This window comes from Sphingopyxis sp. (assembly GCF_016704835.1).
Classification (GTDB): domain Bacteria; phylum Pseudomonadota; class Alphaproteobacteria; order Sphingomonadales; family Sphingomonadaceae; genus Sphingopyxis.
On record NZ_JADIZJ010000021.1, the window covers coordinates 77,080 to 90,784 of the forward strand.

Annotated in this window: 9 protein-coding genes, 1 tRNA gene and 2 pseudogenes; 7 read left to right on the forward strand and 5 right to left on the reverse strand. The window is 63.6% G+C overall.

Features of this window, described 5'->3' with window-relative positions; all coding sequences use genetic code 11:
- Positions 1-120: 120 nt before the first annotated feature.
- Together IPF76_RS15415 and IPF76_RS15420 are read left to right on the forward strand one after the other, a co-directional pair.
- Positions 121-2,433 carry a UvrD-helicase domain-containing protein gene (locus tag IPF76_RS15415; RefSeq protein WP_293845902.1) on the forward strand — a complete coding sequence of 771 codons (2,313 nt, stop codon included), beginning with the start codon at positions 121-123 and terminating at the stop codon, positions 2,431-2,433.
- A 74-nt stretch (positions 2,434-2,507) separates the two neighbouring features.
- Positions 2,508-3,416: a DUF4349 domain-containing protein gene (locus IPF76_RS15420; RefSeq protein WP_293845905.1), complete on the forward strand. Its 909-nt coding sequence runs from the start codon at positions 2,508-2,510 to the stop codon at positions 3,414-3,416.
- 245 nt (positions 3,417-3,661) lie between these two features.
- Here the strand turns inward: IPF76_RS15420 and IPF76_RS15425 are convergent.
- Positions 3,662-3,737: transfer RNA gene (locus IPF76_RS15425), tRNA-Ala, on the reverse strand.
- A 96-nt stretch (positions 3,738-3,833) separates the two neighbouring features.
- On the opposite strand from IPF76_RS15425, the gene IPF76_RS15430 reads away from it, so the two are divergent.
- The gene (locus tag IPF76_RS15430; RefSeq protein WP_293845908.1) at positions 3,834-4,850 is read left to right on the forward strand and encodes an NADP-dependent oxidoreductase; all 1,017 of its coding nucleotides are present in this window, start codon (positions 3,834-3,836) and stop codon (positions 4,848-4,850) included.
- Positions 4,851-5,035: 185 nt separating this feature from the next.
- Here the strand turns inward: IPF76_RS15430 and IPF76_RS15435 are convergent.
- Positions 5,036-6,453: pseudogene (locus IPF76_RS15435) on the reverse strand (DEAD/DEAH box helicase).
- A 114-nt stretch (positions 6,454-6,567) separates the two neighbouring features.
- A complete protein-coding gene (locus IPF76_RS15440) occupies positions 6,568-7,092 on the reverse strand; it encodes a hypothetical protein (protein WP_293845910.1) in 525 nt (174 codons plus the stop codon).
- A gap of 177 nt (positions 7,093-7,269) precedes the next feature.
- Between IPF76_RS15440 and IPF76_RS15445 the strand changes: the two genes are divergently transcribed.
- The 3 genes from IPF76_RS15445 to IPF76_RS15455 all read left to right on the forward strand — a co-directional run bounded on the left by IPF76_RS15445 (position 7,270) and on the right by IPF76_RS15455 (position 10,155).
- On the forward strand, positions 7,270-8,694 hold the full coding sequence (locus IPF76_RS15445) for an FAD-binding oxidoreductase (RefSeq protein ID WP_293845912.1): 1,425 nt from the start codon (positions 7,270-7,272) through the stop codon (positions 8,692-8,694).
- 112 nt (positions 8,695-8,806) lie between these two features.
- Positions 8,807-9,586, forward strand: coding sequence for a SapC family protein (locus IPF76_RS15450; RefSeq protein ID WP_293845914.1), 780 nt, complete (start codon positions 8,807-8,809; stop codon positions 9,584-9,586).
- A gap of 14 nt (positions 9,587-9,600) precedes the next feature.
- On the forward strand, positions 9,601-10,155 hold the full coding sequence (locus IPF76_RS15455) for a cytochrome b (protein ID WP_293845917.1): 555 nt from the start codon (positions 9,601-9,603) through the stop codon (positions 10,153-10,155).
- Positions 10,156-10,175: 20 nt separating this feature from the next.
- Here IPF76_RS15455 and IPF76_RS15460 read toward each other — a convergent pair whose 3' ends face one another.
- The gene (locus tag IPF76_RS15460) at positions 10,176-10,385 is read right to left on the reverse strand and encodes a DUF1674 domain-containing protein (protein WP_293845920.1); all 210 of its coding nucleotides are present in this window, start codon (positions 10,383-10,385) and stop codon (positions 10,176-10,178) included.
- A 55-nt stretch (positions 10,386-10,440) separates the two neighbouring features.
- On the opposite strand from IPF76_RS15460, the gene IPF76_RS15465 reads away from it, so the two are divergent.
- Positions 10,441-11,742 carry a transcription antitermination factor NusB gene (locus IPF76_RS15465; RefSeq protein WP_293845922.1) on the forward strand — a complete coding sequence of 434 codons (1,302 nt, stop codon included), beginning with the start codon at positions 10,441-10,443 and terminating at the stop codon, positions 11,740-11,742.
- A gap of 72 nt (positions 11,743-11,814) precedes the next feature.
- Here IPF76_RS15465 and IPF76_RS15470 read toward each other — a convergent pair.
- Positions 11,815-13,538: pseudogene (locus tag IPF76_RS15470) on the reverse strand (DUF885 domain-containing protein).
- Positions 13,539-13,705: the final 167 nt, after the last annotated feature.

A 13,705-nucleotide genomic window follows, 5' to 3' on the forward strand; every position in this document is an offset into this window, starting at 1 on the left:
GGCCTATGCCCCTCCCCTTGCTGATCAAGCCGCCTTGGACGCGACGAAGCGATCGGTGCAAGGCGAAAATGCGCCTCCCCGTGCTGGACAGCCCGCCCCGCGTTCCCTAATCGTTCGCACGTGACCCTGCCACCCGCCTCGCTGCCCGACCTGCCTCCGCCGAGCCCATCGGACCCACCCTATCTGCAAGGATTGAACGGGCCGCAGCGGCAGGCGGTGCTCACCACCGAGGGGCCGGTGCTCATGCTCGCGGGCGCCGGGACCGGCAAGACCGCCGCGCTCACCGCGCGGCTCGGCCATATCATCGCAACGCGACGCGCCTGGCCGTCCGAAATCCTCGCGGTCACCTTCACCAATAAGGCAGCGCGCGAAATGCGCGAACGCATCGGGCGGATGATGGGTGACGCGGTCGAAGGGATGTCGTGGCTTGGCACCTTCCACAGTATCGCGGCCAAGATGCTGCGTCGCCACGCCGAACTGGTGGGCTTGCAAAGCAATTTCACCATCCTCGACACCGACGACCAGCTCCGCGTTCTCAAACAGCTGATCCAAGCCGACGGCCTCGACGAAAAACGCTGGCCCGCGCGCCAGCTCGCCGGGCTGATCGACAAGTGGAAGAATCGCGGCCTCGTCCCCGCCAACCTTGATGCCGCCGACAAGGAATCCTACGCCGACGGCAAGGGGCAACATTTCTATGCGCTCTATCAGGCGCGGCTGAAAACGCTCAACGCCTGCGATTTCGGCGACCTGCTGCTGCACATGCTGGTGATCCTCAAGACGCACCGCGACGTGCTCGAGCAATATCAGGAGCGCTTCAAATATATCCTCGTCGACGAATATCAGGACACCAACGCCAGCCAATATCTGTGGCTGCGATTGCTCGCGCAAACCCGCAAGAATATCTGCTGCGTCGGCGATGACGATCAGTCGATCTATAGCTGGCGCGGCGCCGAGGTCGCGAACATCCTGCGCTTCGAGAAAGATTTTCCCGGCGCGACCGTCATCCGCCTTGAACAAAATTATCGCTCGACCCCCCAGATCCTCGCCGCCGCGTCGGCGCTGATCGCGCAGAACAGCGGCCGGCTCGGCAAGACGCTGTGGACCGACCTCGAACCCGGCGACAAGCTGCGCGTCGTCGGCGTGTGGGATGGGCCAGAGGAAGCGCGGCGGATCGGCGAAGAGCTGGAAACCCTCCAGCTTCGGCAGGTCAGCCTCGACCGCGCCGCAATCCTCGTCCGCGCGCAGTTCCAGACGCGCGAATTCGAAGACCGCTTCATCGCGATCGGCATGCCGTACCGAATCGTCGGCGGCTATCGTTTCTACGAACGCGCCGAGATCCGCGACGCCCTTGCCTATCTGCGACTTGTCCAATCACCCGCCGACGACCTGGCGTTCGAGCGCATCATCAACACCCCCAAACGCGGGCTCGGCGACAAGGCGCTCGCGCGCATCCACCAGTTTGCACGGATCGAACAGACGCCGATGCTCCGCGCCGCGGCGCGTATCACCGAAACCGACGAACTGACCCCGCAGGCCCGCCGCCAGCTCGTAAATTTTGTCGCGCTGATGCGCGGCTGGCAGACGAAGGCGAACGATCTGTCGCACCCCGAGCTGACCCAGCTGATCCTCGACGAATCGGGTTACACCGCTATGCTCCAGGCCGACCGCAGCGTCGAAGCCGCGGGCCGCCTCGAAAACCTCTCCGAACTCGTCCGAGCGATGGAAGACTATGACTCGCTCGAAGCCTTTCTCGAGCATGTCAGTCTGGTGATGGACCGCGACCAGAATGACGACACCGAAACCGTGACGATCATGACGATCCACGCCGCCAAAGGCCTGGAGTTCGACCATGTCTTCCTCGCCGGGTGGGAGGATGGAGTATTCCCGTCGCAGCGGTCGATGGACGAAGGCGGCACCGCGAGCCTTGAGGAGGAGCGGCGCCTCGCTTATGTCGCGATCACCCGCGCGCGCCAGCGCGCAAGCATCTATCACGCCGCCAACCGCCGCATCTACGGCCAGTGGATGAGCAGCATCCCCAGCCGCTTCATCGCCGAAATCCCGCCCGAGCATGTCGATAGCGAAAACAGTTTCGGCGGCGGGCAAAGCCTGTGGCGCGCCAACTGGTCGGCGCAGGGCGATCCGTTCGCGCATGTCGCCGAACGCCAGCCGTCGCGCACGATGACCCGCGGCCCGGCGTGGCAGCGCGCCACCGCGCAATCGTCGACGATCACTCGCGCGCCCGCCCCCAATGAAAAAGGCCAGGCGGCGTCGGTCGGTGCCAAACCGCGCGCCGATCTCGCCATCGGCATGCGCGTGTTCCACGAAAAATTCGGCTATGGCGAAATCACCGACATTGACGGCAACAAGCTGGAAGTCGCGTTCGAGCAGGCCGGCACCAAGCGCGTATTGGATAGTTTCGTCCGACTCGCTTGAACCTATTGTCAACCAGAACAGTTATGATATGCCATCCCACGCGGCCATCGAGTCGTTTTTTGGGAGAATCTTCAATGAAAATGAAGCTCTTAGTGGGCGCGATGGCGCTCGCCCTGGTCGGCTGTTCGGAACAATCGTCCGATGAGCCAGGCGTTTCTGCCACCCCCGATACCGCAGCCCCCGCCGTCGCGGAAGAAAGCGCCGACGCCGAGGCTGCCCCACGCATCAATGTTGAAGCCGCCCCCGGCGTCGCCTTCGACTATGCTTACACGTTTCGCCTCGTCGATAAACATATCGCCAAAGTGCAGGAGGAACACGCCGCCGCCTGCGAAACGCTGGGCGTTCAGCGTTGCCGCATCGTCGATGTTCGCTACCAGCTGAGCGACGAAAAACTCGTCGAGGCACAGACCCAGTTCAAGCTCGATCCCGGCATCGCGCGCAGATTTGGAGCCAGTGCTATCGCCAGCGTTGAAAAGGCCGAAGGCGTGCTCGCCGACGCCAGTGTCGCCGGTGAAGACGTCGGAACGGAAATCCTCGCCTCGCAGCAGCGCAGCGCGGGATCCGAGGCCGAGATCGCGCGGCTCGAAGCCCGGCTCAAATCGGGCGGGCTCGACAAAGGCGAGCGCGCTGAATTGCTCGCGCAGATTGGTCAGCTGCGCGGACAGCTCGGTGACGAACGCCAGAGCCGCCGCATGGGCGAAGCGCGGATTGCGTGGACGAGCGTTGCATTCAACTATGTCAGCGACGGCGGTCTCCCCGGCCTCGGTCACGAGAACCCCTTCGCCAATGCGGGCGAGACGCTGATGCGCAGCGGCAACACGGCGCTGACCTTTGTCCTGACGCTCGGCGCTGCACTCCTGCCATGGGGCATCCTGCTTGCGCTGATCGTCGCTTTCTGGCGCAGCCGGTTTGTCGGGGCCGTCCGCCAGCAACTGCGAACCACGAAAAACCCGAATGATCCCGCGATTCCACCGATGGGCTGACGGTGCAAGGGCGTCGCTTGCAGATGTTCGCGGCTGTTGTGGCCGGACCTGGAACGCGGCGCCCAACCCCGCGGCAACGCGGCCGCTGTGGGCGCCGCTGACGATGAAAATGAATATTGTGCCGAGCGCATCTATTGCAACCGCCGCATTTACCGGATTTGCGAAGGAACGACGCAGATTTGGCATCTAGTCACCGTCAGCACCATGATCCGCGATTCTGTTGACCGGGGGTGCAGGAGGGTTGCTGGTGGAGCCGAGGGGAATCGAACCCCTGACCTCTGCAGTGCGATTGCAGCGCTCTCCCATCTGAGCTACGGCCCCACGACCGCGGCGTAATAAACGCACAGCATTGCAGTGGCAACGGCTTTTCTGACCACCGCCGTGAGCGCCACGCAAAATCAGGGAATGGGGGTTCCGATGAGCAAAGCCTGGCACTTGACCAGCCGCCCGCAAGGGCTTCCGACGATGGACAATTTCGCGCTCCGCGAACTGCCCGATGTGCCGCTAGAAACCGATCAACTGCGCGTTCGCAATCTGTGGCTGTCGGTCGATCCCTATATGCGCGGCCGGATGAACGATGCCAAAAGCTATTCGGCCAGTTTCCAGCTCGACCACCCGATGACCGGCGGCGCGATCGGCGAAGTGATCGAAAGCAGAATGGAGGGCTTTTCGCCCGGCGACATGATCCTGCATATGGGTGGGTGGCGCGACGGAGGCGTCGTCGGCCTCGACATGATGCCCAATAAGTTGCCCGCCGCTCAGCTGGCCGCGGGGCTGACCCCGCAGACGTTCCTCCACAATATGGGCCTGACCGGCGGTACGGCATGGATCGGCCTGCTCCGCATTGCCGCGGCGAAACCCGGGGACACGATTTTTGTGTCGGCGGCAGCGGGCGCAGTGGGGTCTGCGGTGGTCCAGATCGCCAAGGCGCGCGAGATGACCGTGATCGGCTCTGCTGGGGGCGCCGAAAAATGCGCGTGGGTTAAGCAACTCGGCGCCGATGCGGTCGTCGACTACAAGGGCGAACCGGTACTGTCGGGGCTGACCCAAGCGCTTGAAGACTTGGGCAAGCCCGGCATCGATGTTTATTTCGACAATGTCGGCGGCGAACATCTCGATGCCGCCTTTGCGACCGCCAATGATTTCGCCCGCTTTGCGATCTGCGGGATGATCGACGTTTATAACGACGGTAAGGCGCAAGAGATGAAATATCTCATCCGCACGATCCCGGCGCGAATCCGCATGGAAGGGTTTATCTACACCGACCAGATCTTCGATTGCATGGAAGAATTCTACGCCGACATGGGCGGCCTGATTGCCAGCGGCGCGGTGACGATGCGCGAGACGGTTTACGAGGGGATCGCTTCGGCGCCCGACGCCTTCCTGGGGCTATTTTCCGGCGCCAATATGGGGAAGATGCTCGTTCGGCTATAGGTCAGGGGCCCGCTAGCGACCAGAAAATGCCGTTCCCCGGCGCAAGCCGGGCCCAGAGTGTCACGGCGCGACACTTGGTCTCCAACGCCCTGGGCCCCGGCTTGCGCCGGGTAGCATGAGGTCCGCTTCCACCCCAAAGCCGCCATTGGCTTCCAGGTTCGTATTCTCAAACAGTCGGAAAATTATCAGCTACCGAAACCGACCGACAGGAACCCCGGCATCGGGCCATTCCAGCCGTCATCGGGGCCATCCTGATCGTCGCGGCGCGGCGCGGGCGTCGGTTTCGGCGCGGCGGCGGGTTTGCGATCGTCGCGCGGTTTGGGCGCCTTTGCGGGGACCGCTTTGGGCTCTTCAACCGGTGGCACCGCGACCTTGTCCGTCTTTGCCGCGCCGCGACCACGTCCGCCACGCTCCGAACGCGCGCGCCGCGGTTTTCCTCGGTTTCGCTGGGTGCGGGGGGTGCCGAGGGTGCCGCTGGATTTGCCGTCGCTTCGCCGCCATGGACCGGAATCTTGTATCCGGTCAGCTTCTGAATGCTGTCGATCGCTTCGTCGTCCGACGGTGTCACCAGCGTGAACGCCCGCCCCTGCGCACCGGCGCGGCCGGTACGACCGATGCGGTGGACATAATCGTCGGGATGCCAGGGGGCATCGAAATTGAAGACATGGCTGACGCCTTTGACGTCGAGCCCACGCGCCGCGACGTCGGACGCGACCAATATGTTGATTGTACCGCTTTTGAACCGATCGAGTTCGGCGGTACGGCTCGACTGGTCCATATCCCCCTGAATCTCGCCCGCGTTATAACCCGAGCGTTGCAGCGCTTTCGCCAGTTCGCGCACCGTCGTCTTGCGGTTGCAAAAGATGATCGCGGTGTGGACCTTCTCTGATTCGATCAGGCTACGCAGCGCGTCGCGCTTGCCGCGTTCCGACGTCTTGACCAGGAACTGCTCGATATTCTCGTTGCGGCTCGCGGGGCGTGCGACTTCGACCGTTTTCGGGTTCGACAGGAATTTGTCGGCCAGCCGCTTGATCGGTGCCGGCATCGTCGCCGAAAACAACAAAGTCTGGCGATTCGCCGGGAGCTTGGTGCAGATATGTTCGATGTCGGGAATGAACCCCATGTCGAGCATCCGGTCGGCTTCGTCGATCACCAGCAGGTTGCAACCGGTGAGCAAAATCTTGCCGCGCTCGAACAGGTCCATCAGGCGGCCCGGGGTCGCGATGAGCACATCGACGCCCTTTTCGAGCGCCTTGACCTGATCGCCCATCTGCACGCCGCCGATCAGCAGCGCCATCGACAGCTTGTGATACTTGCCATATTTCTCAAAATTCTCAGCGACCTGCGCCGCAAGTTCGCGCGTCGGCGCCAGGATCAGCGAACGCGGCATCAGCGCGCGGGCGCGGCCGTGGGCCAGGATGTCGATCATCGGCAGCACGAACGAAGCGGTTTTGCCCGTCCCCGTCTGGGCGATGCCGATGATGTCGCGCATCATCAGGACCGAGGGGATGACACCCGCCTGGATCGGCGTCGCTTCGTCATAACCCGACTCGTCGATGGCGCGCAAAAGTTCGTCGGAAAGGCCGATTTCGGCAAATTTCATAAGATTATCATGTCCGGAAAAAGAGGTGACGCTCAGCCTTCCACGCAGGCAGCGCTGCGTCGGCCCTTGGGCAAATAGCGATGAAAAGTCAAGAAAAGGCGACGAAAGAGGCGATTAATCGTCGTCGCGAACCGGAACCATCAACCGGAATTTGTCGATCTCGCACTTGGCGCCGGTGCGGGCGTGGATCTCATCACGGTCTTCGCAAAGCTTCCCGTCTTTGCTGCCCTGCATGTAAAAGCCCGCGTAAAAGTCGAGCGCGCGGCACCCGCGATTGAGCTGCGCGCGCAGCCGCTGCTTTTGCCGGGTGATGATATCGATGCTGTCGCGCTGGACCGCCTGCATCCCCATGATATTGCGCATCGCCACGCATTTTGGCGCCTTTTTCTCTTTCCAGACGATCGGTATTTCGGTGCCGCGCCGTGACTGCATGGGCCCGGCGGCGAAATTGTTGAGCTGCGAACGCTGGGCCGGGACGCGGATGATCAGCTGCTGCTCGATCACGACCTGCCAGAAGGACGTGATCTGTTCAGGCGTCGGCGCGGTGAGCGCGACCAGCGGTTCGGGCGCCGCAACCTGTGACAGCGCATCGCCAGCTGGCGCAGCCGCCGCAATCCACAGGGCCGCGGCCGTCAGCACAAGCGCGCTGCCGCTCCTTCGGCATCCTGACAGAAATTGCTGCTCACTCGTCGCTCCCGCACCCAAACCCACTGGACGAAAATCCGATATTCATCCAACGCTCGCTTTAGCAGCCATGATTGAACATCAAATGAACTATTTTCGCTCTCTCGTCCGCGCAAGATGGGGATGCAACGCATGACCCGGGCGCCGACGCAGGTGTTCCTCGATCGCCTGGCCGCGGAGTTGGGGCCGAAGGGCTATACGACCGACGCCGATACCATGGCGCCGTGGCTTACCGACTGGCGCGGCAAATACACTGGGCACGCCGCGGCGATGCTGTCGCCGGGGTCGACCGAAGAGGTCGCTGCGGTCGTCCGCCTTTGTGCAGAGGAGCAGGCAGCTTTGGTCCCCCAGGGCGGCAACAGCGGCATGGTCGGCGGCGCTACCCCCGACGCTGGCGGCAACCAGCTGTTGCTCAGTCTGCGCCGCATGAACAAGGTACGCCAGATCGATACCGCAGCGCGGATTGCGGTGGTCGAGGCGGGGGTCATCCTCGAAACCTTCCACCATGAGGCGCTGGCACATGGCCTGCGCTTCCCCCTGACGCTCGGCGGCAAAGGATCGGCGACGATCGGCGGCCTCGTATCGACCAACGCCGGGGGCACCCAGGTCCTGCGTCACGGGACGATGCGCGCGCTGGTCGCGGGGATCGAAGCGGTGCTCCCCGACGGCCGCATCTTCGATGGCCTTGCGCCACTGAAAAAGGACAATCGCGGCTACGATCTGCGCCACCTCTTGTGCGGGGCCGAGGGAACGCTGGGCATCGTCACCGCCGCGAGCCTGCATCTCGTCCCTGCCGCTGCCGCACGCAGCACCGCCTGGATCGCAATCGATTCGCCCGATCGCGCGCTCCTACTGCTCCGTCAGCTCGACGCCAGCATCGGGCGCGAGCTGGAAGGGTTCGAGATCATTCCGCACGCGTGCCTTGATGCGGTGCTGCGGCACATCCCGCAAACCCGCGCCCCGATCGCCGCGCCGCATCCCTGGTATGTGCTCGCCGAACTGGCGGGCGACGATGACCAGATGTTGGCCGATGCACTGGAGCGCGAACTCTCCACTGCCCTCGACGCCGGGCTGATCCGCGATGTCGTGATCGCCAAAAATGACCGCGAAAGTGGCGATTTCTGGCGCCTGCGCGATTCCATTTCCGAGGCCGAGCGCGCCGAAGGACCGGCGTTGCAGCATGACGTCAGCGTGCCTATCGACCTGATGCCGACCTTCATCGCCGACAATCCGGCGCGGCTGACCGCGGCGTTCCCCGGCGCCCGCGCGCTGTCGTTCGGGCATCTGGGTGACGGCAACGTCCATCATCATGTCCAGCCGCCAGTCGGGGTTGACGGTGCCGCGTGGCTTGCAGAGCATGGCGCCGCCGTCAGTCGGCTGGTCTATGCGCACGTCATCGCGCTCGGCGGGTCGATCTCGGCCGAACATGGCATTGGTCAGATGAAGCGCGATGTGCTCGCAGAGCTCGACAGCCCGGCGCGCCTGGCGGCGCTGCGCGGGATCAAGGCCGGTCTCGATCCGGCAGGTATCTTCAATCCTGGCAAGCTGATCGCCTGACCCACTCTCGCCGCTCGCCATCGCCCCCTTGCGCCATGCGGCGCAGGTCAATAAGGCGCGCTGTTATCTTTTTGCGTCCCGGCTGGTCGGGACACCCTACCGGAGTTTTATCATGGCCACTGCGCCCGTCCCCGCCAACCTGCCGCTATTCTATAAAGACCTTGTGCCACTTTCGAGCGTCGATCATGCCGATTTTCACGCGCGCCCGCTGGACAAGGCTGATTTCCTGGTCAACCAGCACGCGATCCCGCTGACCTCGGACGAATTTGTGTCGGCATGCCGCTTTTTTCCCATCGTCTTTTCGGCGGGCGACAATCCGGTGCCGCTGGCGCTGATGGGCCTCAACGAAGGCGTCAACACCTTCGTCGACGATGAAGGCAAGCTGCTCAACCCGGTCTATGTGCCGGCCTATGTTCGCCGCTACCCGTTCCTGCTCGCCCGACTGCAGCAAGATTCGGACGAATTGTCGCTGTGCTTCGACCCCACCTCGGGCGCGGTTGGCAAGTTCGATGAAGGCGACGTGCTGTTCGAGAACGGCGAGCCGACCGCCCCGGTTCAGGCTGTCCTCGAATTCTGCAAGAATTTCGAAGAAGCGGGCCAGCGCACCGGCATGTTCATGGACGAACTGAAAAAGGCCGACCTGCTGATGGAAGGTGAAGTCAGCATCCAGCAGGACGGCAATGACAAGCCCTACATCTATCGCGGGTTTCAGATGGTCGATGAGAACAAGCTGCGCGAACTGCGCGGTGACGTGCTGCGCAAAATGATGCAAAACGGGATCCTCGGCCTGATCTTCGCGCACCTCTTTTCGCTGCAACTGATGCGCGAAGTGTTTGCCGAGCAGGCAAAGGCTGGCAAGGTGCCGGAATTTCAGGAAGTTCCGACGAACTGAGGAGCATGATGCAGATGGCCACCGTTGCAGAAACCGCCGGCACCGCCGGTCCGCGTTATACCAAGGTGGCCATCTGGCTTCACTGGCTGATCGGCCTCGCCGTCATCGCCAATATCGGCCTTGCCATGCTGACCGAGGACATGCCGCGCGAAACGCACCGCGCCGCGATGGACGTTCACAAAGCGCTGGGGATCACGATCCTGGCACTGACCCTTCTCCGCATCCTGTGGCGACTTGGCCACAAGCCGCCACCGCTGCCGGCCACAACCCCGGCATGGCAGCGGCCGCTCAGCAAGGTCGTGCATTTTCTTTTCTATGCGCTGCTCATCTTGCTGCCGCTGTCGGGCTGGGTGTGGATGTCCGCCGCCGACCGGCCAATCGATTTTTTCGGGCTGACGACGATCCCGACGATCGTGGCGCCGAACGAAGGGCTGGCTGACGTCCTGCATGACCGGCACGAGGCACTTGGCCTTGCAATGTTGGCACTCGCCGCAATTCACATCCTCGCCGCGCTGAAGCATCAGTTTGTTGATCGGACCGGGCTGATGGGGCGGATGAACCCCTTTTGAATCGCCCGCTGGTCGCGGCGTCAAAAATCGACGGCAATACCCTTGAGCTCCCAGTCGCCATAGCGCACCGGGTTGCGGCCGCCGGGTTGATCCTCGGCCTTTTCCTCGCGGATCGGCGCCGGGGGTGGTACCGGGTTGTTGGTCCAGCCGGCAGGCGCCCTCACATGCGCCGGACGCTTCGCTGCGCGCGGCGTGCCGCCGATGGTTTCCGTTTCGCTGCGTTCGGTCATAACGCAGATCATATAGGATAATGCATGCTTCCCGCCAGCCTCGCCGAACATAATCATGGTTGATCGCCCGCGCCGCCCCAAACAGCGCGGGCAGAATGAACCCGATCCGGCGGGTACCGCACCGCGCCGCGCTGCGCTGCGTCTGGTTGATGCGGTCCTGCGCCGCGGCGACCCACTCGACATTGCGATGCACGCCGCAGCGCAGGGGCTGACCGGCGCCGACCGCGCCTTTGCGGTGGCGATCGCGTCCGAAACCTTGCGCTGGATGATCGACATCGACGCGCTGATCGACAGCGCGACGGCGCAGATCCTGCCCGACGACGTCAAATCGCGCACCGTGCTGCGGATCGCGCTCGCCCAGCTTCTCGTGCTGAAAAGCCCTGCGCACGCGGTGGTGGCGACCGCGCTGCCGCTCGTTGCGGGCGGGCCGCGGCGGCTGGTCCATGCGATCCTGTCGCGCGCGCAACAGGATGAATGGCGACTGCCCGACCGCGCCACCCTGCCCCTGCCGACCGCCGAACGATGGGCCGAGCAATGGAGTCTGGCGATGGTCGAAGACGCCGAAGCGGGCTGGAGTGTGCCGCCGCCGATCGACCTCAGCTTCGCCGCGGAACCCGGCGCGGAAGAATGGCCCGACGCCATCTCGCTCGCGCCGCGCCATCGCCGCCTGCCGCGCGGGCTGGCGGTCGAGGCGATGCCGGGTTACCGCGAAGGCGGCTGGTGGATTCAGGATCTCGCAGCGAGCTTGCCCGCGCGCATGCTGGGACCGGGCGACGGCCGCTCCGTACTCGATCTGTGCGCCGCGCCGGGCGGCAAGACGATGCAACTCGCGGCCGCCGGCTGGCAGGTCGTCGCGGTCGACTCCAGCGCAAAACGGCTCGAACGATTGAGCGCCAACATGGCGCGCACCGGGCTGGCCGCCGACATCGTGCAGGCTGATATCCGCTCATGGGCGCCCGCCGAGCCCGCCGATGCGGTGCTGCTCGACGCACCCTGTTCGGCCACCGGCATCTTCCGCCGCCACCCCGACGTCCTTCACCGGATCGAAGCGCGCCAGATCGACGAGATGGCAGTGTTGCAGACCGAATTGCTCGCACGCGCCGCGCGGTGGGTCAAACCCGGCGGCACCCTGATCTACGCCACCTGTTCGCTCGAGCGCGCCGAGGGAGAGGATCAGGTCGCGACGTTCCTCGACCATCATCCATCATGGCGCATCGACCCGGTGTGCGCAGACGAACTGCCCGACGCCATCGTGCCCGACGCGAACGGTTTTGTTCGCACCCTGCCCGGCGTTCTGAGCGTCGCAGGCGGCCTCGACGGCTTCTTTGTCGCCCGGTTGCGGGCGCCTGCGAGCTGAATCCACCCCTCCCCAAAGCAGAGGCGGATTCAACCTCATATGACTGCCATCTAACCCTGCGGCCCGCACCCGTCAGAACACCGCCTTCGGCGCAGCTTCCTTCATCATCGCCGCGCGCACCATCGGGATCGGCGGCCCGCCATAGGACAGGAATTCGTCGTGGAACGCCTTCCACTTCGTGCGGTCGCCCTTGGTCCAATCCTCGCGCAGCTTGCGGATCATCAGCTTGCCCATCGTGTAATTGAGGTAGAGCGGATCATAGGTACCGCGCGCCGCTTGCTGCCGCGCATTGCCCTCGTCCTGATAGCATTGCTCCTTGAACAGCTTTTCCGAATCCGCGACGGTCATCCCCTTGGTATGCAGCCCGATCGCCGAGAGATAGCGGCAGTTACGGAGCAGTGCGTTCGACAGCTGGCCGATATGCGTTTCGAGATCACCCTCGCCCAGCCCCGCGTCCCACATCATTTCTTCGGTATAATGCGCCCAGCCTTCGGCAAAGGCATAGCCGACGAACAGCTTGCCAAAGATGCTTTCCGCCCGGTTCGAATGGAGGAAGTTCAGAAAATGTCCGGGCCATACTTCATGGACCGACGTGAACATCAAATCCTTGCGCCCCGGCACGAAGTCGGCCTGCGTCTGCTTGTCCCAGGTCGGGTCGGGCGGTGAGATGTAATAGACCGACGGCAGACCCGTTTCATACGGCCCCGGGATATCGATATAGGCGCTGTTCTGCCGGTTGTACGGCGGCGATTCCTCGACCTGTCCTGTTCGGTACCCGGAATCGTGACCAGATCCTTCTCGATCAGGAAGGCGCGCAACGTCGGCAACTGGCGCCGCGCCTCGGCGACCGGGCCGTCGGCGGGCTTGTCCGCGTTCATCTTTTTCATGCACTCGCCGATCGTCATTCCCGCGGCATAGGTCGCGCACGCAGTCTTCAGCGCATCCTGATTGCGCTTGAGATCAACCTGGCCAATGCGCTCGAGCTCGTCGATCGGGGTGTCGACCCCCTCGTTGGTCAGGATCATCTTGGCAAATTTGTCGGCGCCCAGCGCATAACCATCGGCGGTTCCCGGCTGCGATCCGACATATGTCGCCAGATCGGTCATCGCCGCCCCGGCCTTTGCGGCGGCTTCGTCGAACTGCTTTTGCAGCGCTGCGTCCTTCACCTCGGCAAAAGCCGCCTTGGCGTCGCCGGTGTAATAATCGGCAAAGCCGCCGAACCCGGCGGTGCCATATTTTACGAAGGTAGCGGGCAGCGGCAGCTTCAGATTCGCCTTGATCTGCGCGGCAGCAGCCGGGACTTTCTCGGCATAGGCGATAAACGCCTTCATCCGCGTCGTCGCATCGGCGTACGGCCGCGCGATATAGACATTGGGATCGAGCGCACCGGTGTAATAGGACGGGTTTTTCTGCGCGAAATCGGTATCGCGCAGAAAGAACAGCTGACCCTGTGCGACATGCACCAGATAATCGCGCTCGAACATTTCGGCCGCCGTCATCTCGCCGTCAAAGGCTTTGGCATCGGCGATCGACTTTTCGAGGTACGCCGCCTGCTTCTCGATCCCCTCAGGCGACCAGTCGGGCAATTGCCCGTCGAACTCATGCTTGCCCTGATAGACCGCAAAGGTCGGGTTGAGCGGGAAGTAACCGGCGAGAAACTGGTCGCGAAACTCGGTCCAGCTTGCCGCGTTCGGGGCGGTGGTCGTGGATTTGTTGTCCGATGCGTTGCAGGCGGTCAGCACGAGCAGCGTCGCGGCCATGGCGGCGCCGCCAAAGCGGGCAAATTTGCGTGTCATTCGGCTATCTCCCTGGGTTTTCCATGACCCGCTTCTGGCACTCGTGCCGACCGATGACACCCGATAATCGACGAACGGCGCCAGCAGCGCCACTGGACAGCGGCAAAAAGCCGTTTACGGCGGACCGCGATGGCGACAATCCCTCCCCCCGAAGGCGTCGAACCGGT

Bases quoted from the DNA above. Each gene is read 5' to 3' on its own strand.
- IPF76_RS15420 (WP_293845905.1), top strand. From the start codon at position 2,508: ATGAAAATGAAGCTCTTAGTGGGCGCGATGGCGCTCGCCCTGGTCGGC.
- IPF76_RS15430 (WP_293845908.1), top strand. From the start codon at position 3,834: ATGAGCAAAGCCTGGCACTTGACCAGCCGCCCGCAAGGGCTTCCGACG.
- IPF76_RS15445 (WP_293845912.1), top strand. From the start codon at position 7,270: ATGACCCGGGCGCCGACGCAGGTGTTCCTCGATCGCCTGGCCGCGGAG.
- IPF76_RS15450 (WP_293845914.1), top strand. From the start codon at position 8,807: ATGGCCACTGCGCCCGTCCCCGCCAACCTGCCGCTATTCTATAAAGAC.
- IPF76_RS15455 (WP_293845917.1), top strand. From the start codon at position 9,601: ATGGCCACCGTTGCAGAAACCGCCGGCACCGCCGGTCCGCGTTATACC.
- IPF76_RS15460 (WP_293845920.1), bottom strand. From the start codon at position 10,385: ATGACCGAACGCAGCGAAACGGAAACCATCGGCGGCACGCCGCGCGCA.
- IPF76_RS15465 (WP_293845922.1), top strand. From the start codon at position 10,441: ATGGTTGATCGCCCGCGCCGCCCCAAACAGCGCGGGCAGAATGAACCC.